The sequence below is a fragment of the Amaricoccus macauensis genome (assembly GCF_049800915.1).
GTDB classification, from domain to species: Bacteria; Pseudomonadota; Alphaproteobacteria; order Rhodobacterales; family Rhodobacteraceae; genus Amaricoccus; species Amaricoccus macauensis_A.
In genome coordinates, this window is the sequence record NZ_JBNAFY010000005.1 from 317,404 (window position 1) to 337,077 (window position 19,674).

The window sequence follows — 19,674 nt, forward strand, 5'->3', positions numbered from 1 at the left end:
GGACCTGCGAATTGATCCCCGAACGCCTCACCCGTCCCGCCCCCTCGCTCGAGGATTTCGAGGCCATGGCCGAATGGGCCTACCTCAACCTGCCGCCTGCGGTCCGCAAGGCCTGCGAGGGGCTGGCGATCCGCGTGGAGGATTTCGCCGACGAGGGCATGCTGGTCGAACTCGGCATCGAGGATCCGTTCGAGCTTACCGGCCTCTTCGAAGGCGAACCCGCCACGGAAAAATCGGTGATGTCCCAGCCGTTGCAGCCGAATATCGTCTGGCTCTTCCGCCGCCCGATCCTCGAGGAATGGGCCATGCGCGGCGATGTGGGCCTCGACCGGCTCGTCTCCCATGTCCTCGTCCATGAAATCGCCCATCAGCTCGGCTGGTCGGACGACGACATCATGGCCGTGGATGACTGGACGCAATGATCCGCGCCCTCCTTTCGGTCTTGCTCCTCGCCGCGCTCGCCCCGGTCGAAACACGCGCGCTTGATGCGACGCGGGCAGGCGTTCTTTCCGGGGAGGAATTCGAGGAATTTGCTGAAGGTCAGACCCTGCGCTTCGAGCAGAACGGCCGCTTCTTCGGCGCCGAACAGTTCTTCTCCGGCCGCCGCTCGCTCTGGCAGTATTCCGACGGCACCTGCGAATACGGACAGTGGTACGAGGCCAACGGCCTGATCTGCTTCACCTACGAATCCTCGCCCGATCCGCAATGCTGGCGTGTGCTCCAGTATGGCAACGGCCTCGCCGTCCAGCTCTTCATGAACGGCACGCCCACCGGCAGCGTCGCCACCCTCACCAGCCGCGACAGCGATCCGCTACCCTGCCCCGGTCCGCGCGTGGGAAGCTGAGAACGCCGGAGCCTGCGCGGCGCACGCCCATGCGGCGTGGCTCAGGAATACGGCTCGACCCTCTCCCAGAACCCGTGCTTGCGACCATGCGCCAGCCGGGCCTCACCCTACTGCATTGCCTCATAGTCGCCCATTTCGAGCGCCCTGGCGCGCGCCTTGTCCCAGTCCATGAAGCTTTTGGCCCGCTCCAGAGCCGAGCTCCGTCAGGTTTCCCAACGTAAGCGATGTCTTTCTGGCCAAGTCTTTTCCCCTCAGCCCGGTCTAGAAGAGCGTCCCCTGCTCCGGTTCCTTCTTCTTCCGTGTGGCCCGTTTGCGCGGTGCCGGGTCGCCACCATCGGGCACGGCCCTGATCCGGCCATCGGCGAACTCGATCTCGAGCGCCGCCGCCCCTTCCGCCGGCCCCGCGCCCGTCAGCACGGCCCCGTCTCCGTCACGCACGATGGCAAAGCCCCGTGCCAGCACCGATTGCGGCCCGAGCGTCGCCAGGGTCCGTGCCAGCACGTCGTAGCGCCCGCGTTGTGCCTTCACATACTGCTCGCCCGCGCGGCCCAGCCGTTCTGCGCGCGTGCCCAGCCTTTCGCTCAGCCGCTCCAGCAGGCTGGCCATCACCTGCGGTCGCAAGCCCGCCTCGGCCCGCATAAGCCTCTGCCGCTGCCGCTCGACACCCTGCGCCAGAAGCTGCGGCCCGAACCGTCCCGCCGGGCCCCGGCTCAGCTGCAGATCCCGGTCCCGCACCAGCGCCACAAGCGCCCGCGGCAGTCGCAACGAAAGCCCGTCGAGCCTCTGGGCGCGCTCGGCCACCAGCGCCTCGGGCCGGGGCAGTGCGCGCGCCACATCCCTCAGCCTCTGGCCACGCAGCATGAGCCCGCGCGCCATCGCACCCCGCCTGCGCTCCTCAAGGCTCGAGAGCGTCGTGAGCAGTTCGAGCCGCACCGGAACCGCCATCTCCGCCGCAGCCGTCGGGGTCGGTGCCCGCTGATCGGCCACCAGGTCGATCAGCGTCGTGTCGGTCTCGTGCCCGACGGCGGAGATCACCGGAATGTCGCTCGCCGCCACCGCGCGCACCACGGCCTCGTCGTTGAACCCCCAGAGATCCTCGACACTTCCGCCGCCGCGCGCCACGATCAGCACATCGGGCCGTGGCATCGCGCCCCCCTTGGGCAATGCGTTGAAGCCCTGGATCGCCGCCGCGACGGATGCCGCGCATTTCTCCCCCTGCACCGGCACCGGCCAGAGCAGCACCCGGCGCGGAAACCGGTCTGCCAACCGATGCAGGATGTCCCGGATCACCGCCCCAGAGGGCGAGGTCACCACTCCGATCACCTCCGGCAGGAACGGCAGCGGCCGCTTGCGGTCGGGCCTGAAGAGCCCCTCGGCCTCCAGCGCCTTCTTGCGCTTCTCGAGCATCGCCATCAGCGCGCCGACACCCGCAGGCGCGAGATGCTCGATCACGATCTGGTAGCGCGAATTGCCCGGGAAGGTGGTGAGCCGCCCGGTGGCGATCACCTCCATCCCCTCCTCGGGCTGCACCTCCAGCCCCCGAACCACACCCTTCCAGATCACCCCGTTCAGAACAGCGCGATCGTCCTTCAGGTCGAGATAGACATGCCCCGAGCGCGGCCGCGACACGCGCCCCAGCTCGCCCCGCACCCGGACATGGCCGAATTCGCCCTCGATCACCCGCTTTACCGCGCCCGACAGCTCGGAGACGCTGAATTCCGGTGTATTTCCGCCCTCGGCAGCTTCCTCGAAAAGCTCCATGATCCTCTCGCTTGCGCCCGTCAGGCGCACACCATAGAAGCCGCCACGCCCGAGGCCAAGCGGCCTCGCCGCCCGCCGCCACCGGAGACCTGTTTGCGAAGCGCGCGGAAGCTTGCTAGCCTCCCCCAATGTCTGGCCGCACCTCCAGGGTATCGCACGCCGCACCGCATCCCGGTTGCCGGAGATCTGCCCGAGCGCGGCCAAAATTCCCCTCCCAAACGACAGGATGACATCATGACCCAATCCGCGAAAGCCGGAGACAAGCTCAGCATCCACTACACCGGCCGGCTCGAGAACGGCACGATCTTCGACAAGTCTGAGGGCCGTGGCCCGCTCGAGTTCACCGTCGGAAGCGGCGAGATCATCCCCGGCCTCGACGAGGGCGTCGTCGGCATGGAGATCGGCGAGACCCGCGAGGTCACCATTCCGCCCGAAGCGGCATACGGGGCCCACGATGGCACCCAGGTCCAGAGCGTCCCGCGCGAGGCCATTCCCGATGACATTCCCACGACCGTCGGCACGCAGCTCAACGTGCAGACGCGGGACGGCCAGCAGCTGACCGTCACCGTGTCGGGCGAATCCGAGAACCACATCGAACTCGACGCGAATCATCCCCTCGCGGGCAAGACGCTGACCTTCGACGTCACGCTCCTCGAAATCGCCTGACGCGCATAGGGGCGGACCGTGCGGGCGGTCCGCCGCATTTTGACATTCAATCCCGTCCCGCATTGATCTAGAACGCCTCGCGACCAAGGAACCACAGCGAGGGCCAGGCCCATGAACATCCTGATCATCGGCGGCGGCGGCCGCGAGCATGCCATGGCCTGGGCCTTCGCACAGAATCCCAAGGCCGACCGGATCTTCTGCGCGCCGGGCAATGCCGGCATTGCCGAGGATGCCGAGATCACCGCGCTCGACGTGCTCGACAGCGCCAAGGTGCTGGCCTTCTGTGCCGAACACGAGATCGAGTTCGTGGCCGTAGGCCCCGAGGCCCCGCTGGCCGAGGGCCTCGCGGACGACCTGCGCGAAGGCGGAATGCTCACCCTGGGGCCGGGGCGCGAAGCCGCCCGGCTCGAAGCCTCGAAAGCCTTCACCAAGGACATCTGCGCCGCCTGCGGGGCCCCCACCGCCGCGAGCCAGACCTTCACTGACCCCGACGCCGCCCGAGCCTATGTGAAGGCTGAAGGCGCGCCCATCGTGATCAAGGCCGACGGGCTCGCCGCAGGCAAGGGCGTCACCGTGGCCGAAACCGAGGCGCAGGCGCTCGAAGCGCTCGAGGCCATCTTCGCGGAAGGCATCGGCGCCCGCGTGGTGATCGAGGAAATGATGACCGGCGAGGAAGCGAGCCTCTTCATCCTCGCCAACGGCACGGACTTCATCAACATCGGCACCGCGCAGGACCACAAGCGCGCCTTCGACGGCGACAAGGGCCCCAACACCGGCGGCATGGGCGCCTATTCCCCCGCTCCGATCATGACCGACGAAGTGACCGAGCGCGCCATCGCGGAGATCATTCGCCCGACGCTCGCGGAAATGGCCAAGCGCGGCACCCCGTTCCAGGGCATCCTCTATGCCGGACTGATGATCGAGGCGGGCGCGCCCCGGCTGGTGGAATACAATGTCCGCCTGGGCGACCCGGAAGCCCAGGTGCTTGCCATGCGCCTCGGCGCGCAGCTTCTCGATGCCTGCCTCGCCTGCGCGTCCGGCGAACTCGCCGGCTACAAGGTGAGCTTCGCCGACGATCACGCGATGACGGTGGTGATGGCGGCCAAGGGCTATCCGGGCAGCTACGCCAAGGGCGAGGCGATCTCCCTGCCCGAAACCGACGATCCCCGGATCAAGATCTTCCACGCCGGCACCAAGGCGGGCGAAAGCGGCCTCACTTCCAATGGCGGGCGCGTGCTCAACATCACCGCGCGTGCAGCCAACCTCCAGGAAGCCCGCGATCTCGCCTACACCACCATCGAGCAGATCGACTGGCCCGGCGGCTTCTATCGCCGCGATATCGGCTGGCGCGCCCTCTGATCGGCGCGCCAACGCCGCTCACCTGACATGGCTGGCGCCGTTCACATCGAGCGTCGCCCCACTCAGGGAGCGCTGGGCCGGATCGAGCGCAAGGCAGACGATATCGGCAATCTCCTGCGGCTCGACCATGGCACCGATGGGAATCTCTCCCAGAACGGCGGCTTCCCCCTTCTCCCGGATGAACGCCTCCGCCATCTCGGTTCGCACGAAGCCGGGCGCAACGGCGACGGCCACGATACCGTCGGCACCGTATGCACGCGCGATGGACTTGGTCAGGTTCACCAGCCCGGCCTTGGAAGCCCCATAGGGCATGTGATCCGGAGTATAGCCCCTCTGCGCCGCACGGGACGCAATGTTGACGATCTGCCCTCCGCCCCGTGCACGGAAATGCGGGATCGCCATACGGCAGAGGTCCGCAGGCGCGCGCAGGTTCACCCGAAGATCGACCTCCCAGGCCGCCGCCCACGCCGCCAAATCGTCCGAGAGCCGCGCGGTTGCGCGGATGCCCGCATTGTTCACCAGCCCATGGATATGGCCGAGGGCGGCCTCTGCCTGCAACCAGAGCTGCGTCGCACCCTCCGGCACCGCCAGATCCGCTTGCAACAGCGTGCCGCGCCCGCCGATCCGTTGGAGCAGGCGTTCGGCCTCCGCCCTGTTGCGCCTGAAGTGAATGATCGGGTGCCCGCCCAGATCCGCGATCCGGGCCGTGATCGCACGACCGATCCCACCCGTGGCACCGGTGACAAGAATGTTCCGGTCCTTGAGCAGCGCCCCAATCCCCCGATGTCTTACCAACTTTCAGGACACATCCGCACCCTGACGCACGTCGAGCTATGGGCCGGTCCTCCGGGTGCCCGCGCTACTCGCAGCCCCCGTCGGCCCAATCGGCCAGCACCTGCTTGAAGCCGTCCATCGGATGCTGCTTGTCTAGCGCGAAGCGGCCGATATCGGTGAGGTAGGTATTGGCCTGCTCGCAGAGCCGCTCGCGATTCCACTGATGGCAATCGCTGCATGTCTTCTCTTTCCAGACCACCTCCGGAAGCCCCTCGATGGGCGGGTATTGCGGCGAACCCTCGATGATCTGCGCGATCGAGCGCCCATCGACCTGCGGCTCTCCGCGGGAAAGTGGCTGATCGAACAGAACCTTTCCGCCTTGCCCGCCCTGCACAGGCGCGGGCGTCGCGGGTTGCGGTGTTGCCGCCGCAACCTCGGCCTCCGGTTCGGCCGGTGCCGAAGGCTGGCCCGCATCCTCGAGCGCGCGGATCTCGGCCAGCGCGATCTCGACGAAGACCCCGTTGGGAAATTCCGCCAGATAGGCCTCGTAATCCTCGATCGAGCCCGAGGCCTGCGCCCGGCGGAAATAGTCGCTCTCGCTGACCTGCGGGCTCCCGTCCACCGCCGCGTCGCTACCATCAACCTGGGCGACGACCTCGTCATCAAGCCAGGCTTCCAGCCAGCCGCGGGCATCGTCGCCAACCGACGAATCCGGGTAGCTGCGCAGGAACATGATCACCTGCACCGGATCGCCGCTGCTGCGCACGTTGCTCCAGAGCTGCTGGGCCGCAATCTCGCGGTAGGCAAGGTCCGCGAACACCGCGTCCGGGAAGGTTCCGAGATAACTCTTGTAGCTCTCGATCGACCCCGAGGCCTGCGCGCGGCGGAAGAAATCCGTTTCCGTGGGCGAGGCATCCATTCCTTCGGTCGGGTCGTTGCCGGGTTCGGGTGGCGTGAGCTCTGCACCCAGCGATTTCATCAGCGCCATGCGCGCCTCGTCGCTCACTTCCGTATTCGGGTGATTGCGCAGGAAGCCGATGATCTGAACCGGCCCCGCTGTCGAGGCCATCGTTTCCCAGAGTTGCCGCGCCAGCGTCTCGTTCGCCTGGCTGACGACCTCCGGCTCGGGTTCAGCCGGCGGCTCGCCGGGCAGGAAGAAGAAATCACCCTCGAGCCTCGAATCGCGCCAGGGGATCTGGCTCCCGCCCGAGGCCTGAAGGACCGAGTTGCGCACGTCGAGGAACATGCCCTCGATCGAGCGCCCCTCCCAGGACATGGCTTCGGCGAGCGATTCCGCGAAGGCGCCGGTCTTGGCAAAACTGCCGCCGTAGATCCCTTCGTAGGCGACCGTGTCCGGCGAGGCCGAGAAGGCGACGAAGGTGCCCCGGCGCGCTTCGATCTCCGCGAGACCCTGCGGATCGAGCGGCCCGAGGTCCGGAAACGGCGTCTCGTGGCTGGCATCGAGCAGGATGATGTTGGTCTCGTTCCGGGACGAGAGCAGCACCCGCAAGACCCGGTCCACCTGCACCGAGTAGATGTCGATCTCGTCCTCGGCGCGAATGTCGGCATCGACCGGAACGAGGTAGTTCTCGCCGTTCAGCTGCAACCCGTGCCCGGCGTAGTAGAAGAGCCCCGTCGCCGACCCGCCCGCATCGCGCAGCCGCTGGCCGAGATCGGAGATGGCCCGCTCCATGGCGTATTGATCCGCATCCGTGAGCAGCGTCACGTCGAACCCCGTCTGCTCCAGCACCGCCGACATGAGCTGCGCATCCGGCACCGGCGCGTCCAGCGACCGCGCGGAGGCATAGTCGCCGTTCCCGATGACCAGGGCCACCCGTTCCTGCGCCACGGCACCCGTCGCCATCGCACACAGCAGTATCGCCGCCGCGCTTAGCAGGCTCTTCAAGTCTCTCATGCGGCTAGCCACGAAAGCTGCATACTCAGTCCTCATATTCGCAAGCGGCCCCTTGCCCGGAGTGAACCTCAATCTGCCACCCACGGGTGCAACGCGCCAGTCGGAACGAAGCAGCCTTGAATATTAATCATAATCCCCGTTGAGCCACCCCCGCTCAGGTCCCAACAATGTCGCCGGAAGCTCCGATTCGCGCAAGTCTGGCGTACGACTGCAATTTTTCATATGATAGTCTCAGGGGCAGTATCGACTTTGACCCAAGGCAGGGAGGGTGCCGTGTTCACTCATGTTTACCATTCGTCCGAGAGACGAATACTGGGGTGTCTGCTGACGCTCGCGATTCTCCTGGCGGCGACCGTCATGGCCGCGGCGCAGTCCTCACCCTTCGCGCCGGGCTGGGATCTCGACCCGGACCGCTCCAACATCCGCTTCCAGTCGATCAAGAACACCAAGGACGGCATGAAGGTCGAATCGAGCACCTTCGCCACCTTCACCGGCGAAATCGACCCCAGCGGCAGCGCCGAGGTGAAGGTGCTCCTCGATTCCGTCGATACCCTGGTGGACCTGCGCAACGTGCGCATGCGCTTCCTCTTCTTCGAGACGTTCCTCTACCCCGAAGCCACGATCAGCCTCGAACTGACGGAGGACATGATCGCCGACCTGCCCGCTAGCCGCCGGACAACCATCAATCTCCCCTACATTTTCGACCTCCACGGCGTGCAGATCCCGATGCAGTCGCTCGTCACCGTCACCATGCTCAACGACGACCAGGTCTCCGTGGCTTCCGCCGTGCCGATCTCGATCGAAGCGACGGATTTCGGCCTCGCCGAGAACATCACCAAGCTCGAGGAAGCCGTGGGCGGCATCACCATCATTCCGTCCGCCACCGTGACCTTCGACTTCCTCTTCGCCCGCCGCGGTAGCGACGCCGCACCGAGCGGCAGCGAACCGATCCAGGAAGCTGATCCGATCCCCGAGCCGCAGTCCGTTGCGCTGGAACCCGAGGGCGACTTCTCGCTCGATGCCTGCGTCGGCCGCTTCGAGATCCTCTCGCGCACCGGGAACATCTATTTCGCCTTCTCCAGCGCCGATCTGCAGCCCTCGAGCTACCCGCTGCTCGACAGTGTGGTCGATATCGTCAGCCGCTGCCCCGATCTTCAGGTGCTCGTCGCGGGCCACACTGATTCGGATGGAGATGCGACCTACAACCAGATCCTCTCCGAACGGCGCGCGCAGTCGGTGGTGAACTACCTCGTGGACGAAGGCATCTCGAGACGCCAGCTCATCGCCACGGGCTACGGCGAGGAACGCCCCGTGGTCGCCAATGACACGGCCGCCAACAAGGGCCGCAACCGCCGGATCGAGTTCGCCCCCGTCACGGGCGGCTGATCCCCCCGAGGAGCATGGCCCGGACAGACAAACACCCCGGACATCCCGTCCGGGGTGTTTTCCTTCCTGAAGCCGCCGGCCCCGGCGGCTGCGCGATCAGGCCGCGTGCGCCCGCGAAGCGCCAGACCCGTCGCCGACCTTGAGATTGGAAATCGCCCCGGCCAGCTCCTGCGCCTCGCCGGCGAGATTGTTGCCGAGCGCTGCAAGCTGCTCGAAAGCGGCGGCATTCGCCTGCGTGGAGGTGTCGAGCACCGCCACCGCATGGTTGATCTCCCCGATCCCGATGGTCTGTTCGTTGATCGCCTGGCCGATCTCGCTCATCTGGCCCGAGATCGACAGGACACTCTCGATGATCTTTTCCTGAGAGGCCTTCGCCTCGGTCACATGCCCGACCCCGCGCTCGATGACCGCCCTGTTCTCGGAGGCCACCTGCGAGATTTCCACCACCGCCTCGGAAGACCGCTGCGCCAGCGCCCGCACTTCCGATGCCACCACCGAGAAGCCGCGTCCGGCATCGCCGGCCCGCGCGGCCTCGACCCCGGCATTGAGCGCCAGAAGGTTGATCTGGAAGGAGATGTCCTCGATGATCTTGAGCGCGCTCGTGATGCGGTTCGAGGCCTGCGAGATGTCGGTCATCGCATCGACCGCATTCTCCGCGACCTGCCCGCTTTCCAGTGCCGTCTGGCGCGCGGCCTCGGCCCCGGACGTGGCCTGCTGCACATTCGTGGACACACCTCGAATGCTCTCGGTCAGCTGATGCAGCGAGGCCGCCGCTTCCGCGAGGCTCGCGGCATTGTTCTCGGTCTGGCGGGCCAGAAGATCCGAGGCATTGCGCACCTCGCCCGAAAGATCCGAGACATTCGCGCCTGCGGCACTGATCCGCAGAACGATATCCTCCAGCGTGCCCAGCGATCCGTTGAGGTTCGTCTGCAGTGCTGCGAATTCGCCGTCGTAATCGCCTGCCATCCGCGCCGTCAGAAGCCCTTCGGCCAGATCCCGGATCGTCTCGTTGGTCGCCTTGAGCGCCTTGCCGATCTCGTCCATCAGCCTGTTGATCTCCGTGGCAACCTTCACCAGCCCATCATCCGAGCTGTTCTCGCTCACATGGCCGGTGAAATCGCCCCCGACCGCGCGCGAGATGACCTCGCTCACCGAGACCTGGAACCGCTCGAACTCTGCGAGCTTCTCGCGCTCGCGCTCGGCCTGCTCTGCTTTGGCCGCCATCTGCGCCTCGCGGGCACGGGCCGCCTCCGCGTCCCTTTCGGCCTGCGCGGCGCGCATTTCCTCGGCCTTCGCGTCGGCTTTGGCCTTCTCTGCCTGAAGCCGCTCCGCTTCAAGGCCTCGCGCCTTGAAGACCTCAAGCGCCTGAGCCATGCGCCCAAGCTCGTCCTCCCGCTCGGTCCCGGCCACCTCGACCTTCAGATTTCCGTTCGCCAGTTCGGACATGGTGCCCACCGAGGCAGCAATGTTCCTCACGATGCTGCCCGAGATTTTCTGCGAGGCCAGCACCCCGGCAATCACCCCGATCACACCCAGGATCATCGTCGCGATCAGCGACCAGAAGGCCAGTGCTTCCGCACGCGCGCCCACCACGTCGCGTTCCGCCCCAAGCTCCGCATTCAGGTGTTCCAGCCCCGCGACCGCTGCCGGCCCGATCTTGTCCATCGCCGCGTATTCGGCGTTGCGGAACAGGATCACCTTCTTCAACTCGTCGGCAACCTCGATATAGCGGCTGATGATGTCGTCGGCTTCGAGAATGAGGTTGTGGCGATCCGACCCTTCAACGACCGACAGCAACCGGTCCAGCCTGTCGAGACTCGCGGTCAGGTGCCGCATGGCACGCTCATGGGTTGCCAGCGTGTTGTCGACGAGAAACCGCTCCATGTAGAACCGGCCAAGCAGCAGGTCCTGCTGCACGGCTGCTCCGGCATAGCCCGCCCTCGAATTTCCCATGGCCCGCGCAGAGGACATCACCTCGGTCACGTTCATGCGCGCGGTCGGACCGAGCTTGGAAATTTCCGCAACCAGTTTCTCGCGCCGCTCCTGCAATCCCGCGGCCCGACCCATTCGCTGGCGATAGTCGTCCATCTGTTCATGGAGCGTGGCATAGGCCGCCGCGCCGGCACTGTCCGCCCCGAGCAGTTCGTCGATCCGCTCGCCTTCGCCCATCACGAGATCCACGGCCCCGACCAGGGTCTCGAGCCCCTCCGGGTCGGGATTGTAGCGATATTTCATGGCGGCGAGCCGCGCCTCGAAAACCTCTTCCAGCAGCTCGGTCGTCACTGCCGTGGAGTGCGCCGTATGGCGGTAGTCCGAAAAGGCCGCAGCCACCAGCCAGTTTCCGACCAGCCCGATAGTCGCGAGGGAAACCAGTAGCCCGAGGACACAGAGCATTCCCGCCCGGATCTGTGTCTGAATCGACCAGTTTTTCATCGCACTCACCTACGGGCCTTTTCTCAAATCGCCGCGACCGTGAAGTATCGGGATAAAGATTTGATGAAGCAGGGGTCTGCGTTTTATCCGCAACTTTTCGCTTCATTGAGAAATCGTGATGAGTTCACAAAACGAAAGACGCCCCGAAAAGGATCGGAGCGTCGAATTCTTGGTCATCTATCCGGATTGCGCGTCACGCGTCTCTGGTGCCATCGCGGGAGTGCGCGGCGGTTCGAGGCCTCGCCCCGTTCAGATCTGCTTTTCCGGCATCTGAACGACCAGACCGTCCAGGTCTTCCGTCACCTTGATCTGGCAGGTCAGCCGGCTCCGCTTGGGATCGGGCTGCCAGGCGAAATCGAGCATGTCCTCTTCCATCGGATCGGGTGCGGGCAGACGGTCGACCCATTTCTCGTCCACATAGACATGGCAGGTCGAGCAGGCGCAGGCGCCGCCGCAATCGGCCTCGATCCCGGGAATGTTGTTGTCCCGCGCCCCTTCCATGACGGTCATGCCCTCGTCGACATCGACCTCGTGCTTTGTCCCACTGTGCTCGATATAGGTAATCTTGGCCATTTGCTGTTTCCCTGGAGCATGGATGCATTTCGTGTTCGGGTCCGGTTTAATCATCCGCGAAAGGCTCCGCCAGACCTCGGACCGGCTCTCGGGCGAAGATGTGTCAGCCATACAATCAGCCATATGGTTTCCATATCGAATCCATACCGATTCCATACAGGGTTTCGCGCAGGTTTTCGGCTTTCCGCACGGCAGCTTCTGCAACGGTCCTCAACCGAATTTTCAGGCCCGCACACCGCCCTGAAGCAGCCCCCCACTCCCCTTCGAGAAAGCCCGAGGCGGTCGGGAAATCGCACGTTCACGACGATTCGATCCACCCGCGACATGACGGCTCATCCACCACATCGCCACGACGTACTGCCAGACGGGCCATCACGCAAAAATCTGGTTTAAATATTTATTTCAAGCACTTGCCGCAAACATTTCATCTAACATGCGAAGCCGCGCAATCGCCCGAATGCACCATCCTGCGGATTTCCATTGGCCGGTCGATCGCCTAAGAAAGCTCCATGCTTTCCTACCAGCACGCCTATCATGCCGGCGGCCCGGCGGACGTTCACAAGCACATGGTGCTCGCCGAACTTCTCACGCTTCTTACCCGCAAGAAGCGCGGCATTTCCTATGCCGAAACCCATGCCGGACGGGGCCTTTACGACCTCGCAAGCCCCGAAGCCGCAAAAACCGGCGAAGCCGCCCACGGCATCGCCCGCCTTCGCCCCGCGCCCTCCACGCCCTATGCGCGCGCCATTTCGACGGTCTGGTCAGCCCATGGACCAACCGCCTATCCGGGCTCGCCTCTCGTTGCCGCGAGCCTGTTGCGCCCGCAAGACAGCATGACGCTGATGGAGCTTCATCCAGCCGAAAACACGGCCCTCAGGCTCGCGATGCGCGAGAGCACTGCCGCGATACACCGCCGCGACGGCTATGAGGGCGTGCTGGCCCTCGCGCCCCTGAAGCCGCGCAAGGGGCTGGTCCTTGTCGATCCCTCCTACGAGGTCAAAACCGAATACGAGGATGCGGCCCGTTTCGTTCGTCAACTGATCGCCAAGTGGCCGGAAGCCGCAGTCCTCGTGTGGTACCCGCTTCTGCCCGCCGGGCGTCACGCGGACCTGCTGGAGGGTCTCGCCCCCTTGGCGCCCATCCGGGACGAGGTTCGCTTTACCCCCGAACCCGAGCGCGGAATGACCGGATCGGGACTGGCCCTGGCGAACGCCCCGTATGGCGCGGAGGCCATCTTCAGCGAAACCCACGACGCCGCCGCGGGCGTGTTCGTTCCCGCCTGACCCTCCAAACGCGAAAAGCCGGGCCCCGATGGGACCCGGCCTCTCGACACGGTTCAAGTCAAGCTAAAGCCTGAAAGCCTCAGGCCGGCTCGATGACCCGCTCGTGACGGCCTTCCTCGACTTCCTCGACGATCTTGTCGACGAAGGCGGGAATGTCGCCCGGGTTACGCGAGGTAATGATCGCCTGATCGACCACCACTTCCTTGTCACTCCAGTTTGCGCCGGCATTGATCATGTCGGTGCGGATCGAAGGATAGGACGTCACATCGCGCCCACGCACGGCGTCGGCTTCCACCAGGAGCCACGGACCATGGCAGATCGCGGCTAGGGTCTTGCCGGACTTCGCGAACTCTCGCACGAAATCGACGGCTTCCTTCTCGACGCGCAGAAGGTCCGGATTGATCTGGCCGCCCGGCAGGACCAGCGCGTTGTAATCCTCGACCTTCACGTCGCTAAGCTTGCGATCAACCTGCACGCTGTCGCCCCAGTCCGTCTTGTCCCAGCTGCGGATCTCGCCGTCCTTGAGCGAAACGACTTCGACCGTCGCGCCCTTTTCCCGGAGTTTTTCCAGCGGCTCGCGCAGCTCGGAGCGCTCGTAACCGTCGGTGGCGAGGATGGCGATCTTGGATTCGTTGATCTTCGGCATGTGTTATCCTTTCAGTTCTCTTGTCGTCGCTCTCTTGTCGTCGCTTGCGACATTCGAAACGGCTGGATTGCCGGTCCCGAAGGAGACGCATGATGGCCCCGGGATCATCACCCGATGCCGTCGCGTCCATGCCCCCTCACCTAATCCTCACCTCTGCTCAAGAAAGGGGCATAGGCCATTTTCGGATAACAAATTCGTGGATCGTCCCGTGAACTTGTGAAAGGTTAACGCCCTGGATCAAGCCAGAATGCGGGAGCGGCATGTCGATTAAAGCGAGTATCTACCACCTTACCCACTACAAGTATGATCGCCCGGTTTCCCTGGGACCGCAGGTCATCCGGCTGCGGCCGGCGCCGCATTCCCGGACCCGCGTGCTGTCTCACTCGCTGAAGGTCAGTCCGACCGATCACTTCGTGAATCACCAGCAGGACCCCTACGGCAACTGGTTGGCACGGTTCGTCTTTCCGGAACCGGTGCGCGAATTCAAGATCGAGGTCGACCTCGTCGCGGACATGACGATCTACAACCCCTTCGACTTCTTCGTGGAGGAAGAGGCGGAGGAATGGCCCTTCGACTACCCTGAGGATCTGCGCGAGGATCTCTCGATCTACCGCAAGCCCGATCCGATGGGCCCGAAGCTTGCCGACTTCATGGCGACGATCCCGCGCGAGAAGACTCGCACGGTCGATTTCGTCGTCAACCTGAACGCGCGGTTGAGCAACGAGATCGGCTACGTCATCCGCATGGAGCCGGGCGTGCAGACGCCGGAGCAGACCTTCGAGCGCGGGACGGCCTCCTGCCGCGACAGCTCGTGGCTCCTGGTGCAGATCCTGCGGAACCTGGGCTTTGCGGCGCGTTTCGTCTCCGGGTATCTCATCCAGCTTAAGCCCGACCTCGTCTCGCTCGACGGGCCGGCCGGAACCGATCACGACTTCACCGACCTGCACGCCTGGTGCGAAGTCTACCTCCCCGGCGCGGGCTGGATCGGCCTCGACCCGACCAGCGGGCTTCTCACCGGCGAGAGCCACATCCCGCTCGCCGCCACACCGCACTATCGCAACGCGGCACCGATCTCGGGCCTCGCGAGCTACGCCGAGGTCGATTTCGGCTTCGACATGAAGGTGAACCGGGTCGCCGAGCACCCGCGCATCACCAAGCCCTTCTCCGATGACAGCTGGGCCGCGCTCAACGATCTCGGCCGCAAGGTCGACCAGTCGCTGGCGGCCGGCGATGTGCGGCTGACCATGGGCGGTGAGCCCACCTTCGTCTCCATCGACGATTTCGAAAGCTCGGAGTGGAACACCGCGGCCGTGGGCCCGATGAAGCGCGGCCTCGCGGACAAGCTCATCCGCCGGCTCCGCGACCGTTTCGCCCCCGGCGGCTTCCTGCATTACGGCCAGGGCAAGTGGTATCCGGGTGAAAGCCTGCCGCGCTGGACCTTCTCGCTCTACTGGCGGCGCGACGGCAAACCGATCTGGCAGGACCAGAACCTGATCGCGGAGGAGGAAGCCGATACGGGCGCAGGCCCGGCGGAAGCCGAGAAACTCACCCAGGGCATTGCGGAAGAGCTGGGGATCAAGCCGGATTACGTCGTTCCGGCCTTCGAGGATCCGGCGGAATGGGTCATCAAGGAGGGCAACCTGCCCGAGAACGTGACGCCCGAGAACTCCAAGCTCAAGGACCCCGAAGAGCGCCACCGCATCGCCAAGGTCTTCGCGCGCGGCCTCACGACGCCTTCGGGCTACGTCCTGCCGGTGCAGCGCTGGCAGTCGAAGGCAAGCGGCCACCGCTGGCGCTCGGAGAAATGGAAGCTTCGCCGCGACTATCTCTTCCTCATCCCCGGCGACAGCCCGGTCGGCTTCCGTCTGCCGCTCGACACGCTGCCCTATGTCTCTCCGTCGGCCTACCCCTACACCAATGTCGCCGATCCGACGACCATCGAAGGCAGCCTGCCCGATTTCCGCAGACGCGCGCGCCCCACGCGGGCCCCGATCCCGGAACATGCCAGCCGTGCGCAGCCGATGGCGCACTACAATGTCGATCCGATGGCCCGGCAGGACCGGATGGAGCAGGACTTCGAGGACAACAGCGAGGATTCTGTCCGCACGGCACTCTCGGTGGAGCCGCGCGACGGGCGGCTCTGCGTCTTCATGCCGCCGGTGGAGAGGGTCGAGGACTACCTCGAACTGGTCGCGGCCGCCGAAAGTGCCGCGGCCGACATGAACCTGCCGATCCATATCGAGGGCTATGCACCCCCCCATGACCCGCGGCTCAACGTGATCCGCGTCGCCCCCGATCCGGGCGTCATAGAGGTGAACATCCACCCGGCCCATTCTTGGGACGATTGCGTGGCCATCACCGAAGGCGTCTACGAGGAGGCCCGGCTCTGCCGCCTCGGTACCGACAAGTTCATGATCGACGGCAAGCATACCGGCACGGGCGGCGGCAACCACGTGGTAGTCGGCGGGGCCACCACGCTCGACAGCCCGTTCCTGCGCCGGCCCGATCTCCTGCGCAGCCTCGTTCTGCACTGGCAGCGCCACCCGTCGATTTCCTACCTCTTCTCCGGGCTCTTCATCGGCCCCACCTCGCAGGCCCCGCGCCTCGACGAGGCCCGGCACGATTCGCTCTACGAGATGGAAATCGCGCTGGCGCAGATCCCGGCGCCGGGCGAAGGCGAGGCGCCGCTGCCCTGGCTGGTGGACCGGCTCCTGCGCAACATGCTCACGGATGTGACCGGCAACACCCACCGAGCCGAGATCTGCATCGACAAGCTCTATTCGCCCGACGGCCCCACCGGGCGTTTGGGTCTCGTGGAGTTCCGCGGCTTCGAAATGCCCCCCAACCCGCGCATGAGCCTCGCCCAGCAGCTTCTGATCCGGGCGCTGATCGCGCGCATGTGGCACAGCCCCGTCTCGGGCAAGCTCACCCGCTGGGGCACCGTCCTGCATGATCGCTTCATGCTGCCGCATTTCGTCTGGGAAGACTTCATGGAGGTGCTGGGCGACCTGCAAGGCCACGGGTTTGACATGCGTCCCGAATGGTTCGAGGCGCTGGCCGAGTTCCGCTTCCCGTTCTGCGGCGAGGTCGAGACCGACGGCGTCCACCTCGAGGTGCGCCAGGCGCTCGAACCCTGGCATGTGCTGGGCGAGACCGGCGCCATCGGCGGAACCGTGCGCTACACCGACAGTTCCACCGAACGGCTTCAGGTCAAGCTCACCACCACCGATCCGGATCGCTACGTGGTCACCTGCAACAAGCGCCGGATGCCGATGCAGAAGACCGCAACCAGCGGCGAGGCCGTGGCAGGCGTGCGCTACAAGGCCTGGCAGCCGGCGGAGGCGCTTCACCCGGTCGTGCCGGTCCACACGCCGCTCGTGTTCGACATCTTCGACACCTGGACCAACCGGGCGCTGGCGGGCTGCACCTACCATGTGGCCCATCCCGGCGGACGGAACTACGATACCTTCCCGGTCAACGGAAACGAGGCGGAGGCACGCAGGCTCGCGCGGTTCGAGGCCCACGGTCATACACCGGGGCTTTACACACCCGTCACGGAAGTGCCCAATGCCGAGTTCCCGATGACCCTCGACCTGAGGAGGCCACCCGGTCTATAGGCCATGGATGCCACACTCCCACTTGGCCACGACGTGCCTTCCCAACACCTGATCGCGGAGTACAGCCGCCTGCCGGGTGTGCCCGACGAACTGCTCGATGCCGAAGGCCGTGTGCGGCCGGTCTGGCGGCGGTTCGTCGAGCATTTCGCCAGCCTCACGGAAGAGGACCGCGCGCAGCGCATTGCGCGCGGCGAGCAGTATCTTCGCGATGCCGGTGTCTTCTATCGACAGTACGACCTCTACGGTTCGACCGAACGCGCCTGGCCCCTTGCCCATGTTCCGCTCCTGATCGAGGAATCGGAATGGGAGCGGATCGCGGCGGGCCTGCGCCAGCGCGCGGACCTTCTCGAACTGCTGGCGGCGGATCTCTACGGAACCAACCAGCTCGTCGCGGGGGGGCACCTGCCCGCGAGCCTCATCGCGAGATGCAGCGAATGGCACCGTCCGCTGGTCCATGTCACGCCGCGAAGCGGGCACTACCTGCATTTCGTCGCCTTCGAGATCGGGCGCGGCCCGGACGGACAGTGGTGGGTGCTGGGCGATCGAACGCAGGCGCCATCGGGAGCGGGCTTCGCCCTGGAAAACCGCGTTGCCACGGCGCGGGCCTATGGCGACTTCTTCGCCGACGCCCATGTGCACCGGCTTGCAGGCTTCTTCCGCACCTTCCGCGATACGCTGTACAGCCTCTCGCCACCGTCTGAGAACCGCCTCGCCATCCTCACGCCGGGCCCGCTGAACGAAACCTATTTCGAACACGCCTACATCGCGCGCTATCTCGGCTTCGCCCTTCTGGAGGGTGAGGATCTCGTGGTCGAGGACGGGAAGGTTATGGTGCGGACCGTGGCCGGCTTCGAACCGGTCAGCGTGCTGTGGCGGCGGCTCGACAGCGCCTTTGCCGATCCGCTCGAACTCAACCCCGAATCGCGGCTCGGAACACCCGGCCTTGTCAGCGCCGTGCGCCAGGGCAGCGTCACGCTCGTCAACGCGCTCGGCACCGGGGTACTCGAAACCCGCGCGCTCATGGCCTTTCTGCCCCGCATCTCGCACGAACTGCTCGGCGAGCCACTCTCCATGCCCAACATCGCCACCTGGTGGTGCGGCCAGCCTACGGAGCGCGCGCATGTCAGGGCGAACCTCGACACGATGATGATCGGGCCGGCGCTCTCCACCCGCCTGCCCTTCGAGACCGAGGAAACGACCGTTCTCGGCACGAGTATCCGCGGGGAAGCCCTGGAGTCCGTGTCCGACTGGCTCGAGAACGACGGCGCGCAACTGGTGGGCCAGGAGGCTGTGACCCTCTCGACGACGCCCGCCTACGAGGACGGGCGGCTGGTGCCGCGCCCCATGAGCCTGCGTGTCTACCTCGCGCGCACCGCCACCGGCTGGGACGTCATGCCGGGCGGGTTCGCCCGCATCGGGCGCAGCGGCGATGCCTCCGCGATTGCCATGCAGCGGGGCGGCACCGCGGCCGATGTCTGGATCGTCAGTGATCGCCCGGTGGACACCTCCTCCATCCAGGGTCCTGCGGGTGACGCGCCCTATTGCCGGGCCAAGCCCACGGTTCTGCCCAGCCGGGCCGCGGACAACCTGTTCTGGCTCGGGCGCTATACCGAACGCGCCGACGGGATCCTGCGCATGATGCGCGCCTATCACATGCGGCTCACCGAAAGCACCGATCCGGACGCGCCCTATCTCGAACACCTCGCGACCCACATGCGCGCGATCGGCACCGATCCTGACGAGCCCATTCCCGAGAGCCTGCTGATGGCCATCGGCGGCGCGACATCAAGCGCCGGCAAGGTCAGGGACCAGTTCTCCACCGATGGCTGGGCCGCGCTCAGCGACCTCTCGAAGACGGCGCAGCGCTTCGGCCGGACGCTGACCTCGGGTGACGACACCGCGCGCGCCATGTCGGTTCTCCTGCGCAAGATCACCGGCTTCGCGGGCCTGGTGCATGAAAACATGTATCGCTTCACCGGCTGGCGCTTCCTCTCCATCGGCCGCTCGCTCGAACGCACCATTGCGATGGCGAACCTGCTCGAGGCGCTGGCACATGCCGATGCGCCGGAGGGCGCGCTGGACCTCGCCGTCGAGATCGGGGACAGCGTGATGTCGCACCGCCGTCGCTACTCGGTCTTTACCAGCCATGAGACGGTAGTTGACCTTCTGGCCCTCGATGCCATGAATCCGCGCTCGATCCTCAACCAGCTCAGCGAGCTGAAAACCCATGTCTCCTACCTGCCGAACGCGGAGAGCGACGGCCAGCTGTCGCAGCTCTCGCGTGCCGTGCTGCAGGTCCATACCAGCCTCGCGATCCAGACACCCAATACACTCGACACAAAGACCCTGAGGGCGCTGCGCCTCGAGGTCGAAAGCCTTTCCGACCTGATCGGACAAACGTATATTCACTAGGCGCT

14 protein-coding genes are annotated in these 19,674 nt (G+C 65.6%); 8 read left to right on the forward strand and 6 right to left on the reverse strand.

Annotation, left to right across the window (positions count from 1 at the left end; translation table 11 throughout):
* The first annotated feature begins 11 nt into the window (after nt 1-11).
* On the forward strand, nt 12-422 hold the full coding sequence (locus ACP15W_RS14905; protein WP_424933700.1) for a metallopeptidase family protein: 411 nt from the start codon (nt 12-14) through the stop codon (nt 420-422).
* Nucleotides 419-844, forward strand: coding sequence for a hypothetical protein (locus ACP15W_RS14910; RefSeq protein WP_424933701.1), 426 nt, complete (start codon nt 419-421; stop codon nt 842-844). Before ACP15W_RS14905 ends, ACP15W_RS14910 begins: the two co-directional genes overlap by 4 nt.
* A gap of 261 nt (nt 845-1,105) precedes the next feature.
* Here ACP15W_RS14910 and xseA read toward each other — a convergent pair whose 3' ends face one another.
* The gene (xseA, locus tag ACP15W_RS14915) at nt 1,106-2,605 is read right to left on the reverse strand and encodes an exodeoxyribonuclease VII large subunit (RefSeq protein ID WP_424933702.1); all 1,500 of its coding nucleotides are present in this window, start codon (nt 2,603-2,605) and stop codon (nt 1,106-1,108) included.
* A gap of 234 nt (nt 2,606-2,839) precedes the next feature.
* Between xseA and ACP15W_RS14920 the strand changes: the two genes are divergently transcribed.
* Nucleotides 2,840-3,271, forward strand: coding sequence for an FKBP-type peptidyl-prolyl cis-trans isomerase (locus tag ACP15W_RS14920; RefSeq protein WP_424933703.1), 432 nt, complete (start codon nt 2,840-2,842; stop codon nt 3,269-3,271).
* A gap of 111 nt (nt 3,272-3,382) precedes the next feature.
* Nucleotides 3,383-4,630, forward strand: coding sequence for a phosphoribosylamine--glycine ligase (purD, locus tag ACP15W_RS14925; protein ID WP_424933704.1), 1,248 nt, complete (start codon nt 3,383-3,385; stop codon nt 4,628-4,630).
* 18 nt (nt 4,631-4,648) lie between these two features.
* Here purD and ACP15W_RS14930 read toward each other — a convergent pair whose 3' ends face one another.
* Together ACP15W_RS14930 and ACP15W_RS14935 are read right to left on the reverse strand one after the other, a co-directional pair.
* The gene (locus ACP15W_RS14930; RefSeq protein ID WP_424933705.1) at nt 4,649-5,425 is read right to left on the reverse strand and encodes an SDR family NAD(P)-dependent oxidoreductase; all 777 of its coding nucleotides are present in this window, start codon (nt 5,423-5,425) and stop codon (nt 4,649-4,651) included.
* A gap of 64 nt (nt 5,426-5,489) precedes the next feature.
* Nucleotides 5,490-7,319: a caspase family protein gene (locus ACP15W_RS14935; protein ID WP_424933706.1), complete on the reverse strand. Its 1,830-nt coding sequence runs from the start codon at nt 7,317-7,319 to the stop codon at nt 5,490-5,492.
* Between the two features lie 273 nt (nt 7,320-7,592).
* Between ACP15W_RS14935 and ACP15W_RS14940 the strand changes: the two genes are divergently transcribed.
* Nucleotides 7,593-8,705, forward strand: a complete 1,113-nt coding sequence (locus ACP15W_RS14940) for an OmpA family protein (RefSeq protein WP_424933707.1) — start codon at nt 7,593-7,595, stop codon at nt 8,703-8,705.
* Nucleotides 8,706-8,801: 96 nt separating this feature from the next.
* Here the strand turns inward: ACP15W_RS14940 and ACP15W_RS14945 are convergent, their stop codons facing one another.
* Complete coding sequence (locus ACP15W_RS14945) at nt 8,802-11,138, reverse strand: methyl-accepting chemotaxis protein (protein ID WP_424933708.1); 2,337 nt, start codon at nt 11,136-11,138, stop codon at nt 8,802-8,804.
* Nucleotides 11,139-11,387: 249 nt separating this feature from the next.
* The gene (locus ACP15W_RS14950) at nt 11,388-11,711 is read right to left on the reverse strand and encodes a 2Fe-2S iron-sulfur cluster-binding protein (RefSeq protein WP_424933709.1); all 324 of its coding nucleotides are present in this window, start codon (nt 11,709-11,711) and stop codon (nt 11,388-11,390) included.
* Between the two features lie 509 nt (nt 11,712-12,220).
* Here ACP15W_RS14950 and rlmJ point away from each other — a divergent pair.
* Entirely contained in the window at nt 12,221-12,994 is a 774-nt protein-coding gene (gene rlmJ / locus ACP15W_RS14955) for a 23S rRNA (adenine(2030)-N(6))-methyltransferase RlmJ (RefSeq protein ID WP_424933710.1), read from the forward strand.
* Nucleotides 12,995-13,073: 79 nt separating this feature from the next.
* On the opposite strand, the gene ACP15W_RS14960 is transcribed toward rlmJ, so the two are convergent.
* Nucleotides 13,074-13,640: a type 1 glutamine amidotransferase domain-containing protein gene (locus ACP15W_RS14960; RefSeq protein ID WP_424933711.1), complete on the reverse strand. Its 567-nt coding sequence runs from the start codon at nt 13,638-13,640 to the stop codon at nt 13,074-13,076.
* Nucleotides 13,641-13,900: 260 nt separating this feature from the next.
* On the opposite strand from ACP15W_RS14960, the gene ACP15W_RS14965 reads away from it, so the two are divergent.
* Both ACP15W_RS14965 and ACP15W_RS14970 read left to right on the forward strand, forming a co-directional pair.
* The gene (locus ACP15W_RS14965; protein ID WP_424933712.1) at nt 13,901-17,257 is read left to right on the forward strand and encodes a DUF2126 domain-containing protein; all 3,357 of its coding nucleotides are present in this window, start codon (nt 13,901-13,903) and stop codon (nt 17,255-17,257) included.
* A 3-nt stretch (nt 17,258-17,260) separates the two neighbouring features.
* Nucleotides 17,261-19,669 (forward strand): circularly permuted type 2 ATP-grasp protein, encoded by a 2,409-nt coding sequence (locus ACP15W_RS14970; protein ID WP_424933713.1) that lies wholly within the window; start codon nt 17,261-17,263, stop codon nt 19,667-19,669.
* Nucleotides 19,670-19,674: the final 5 nt, after the last annotated feature.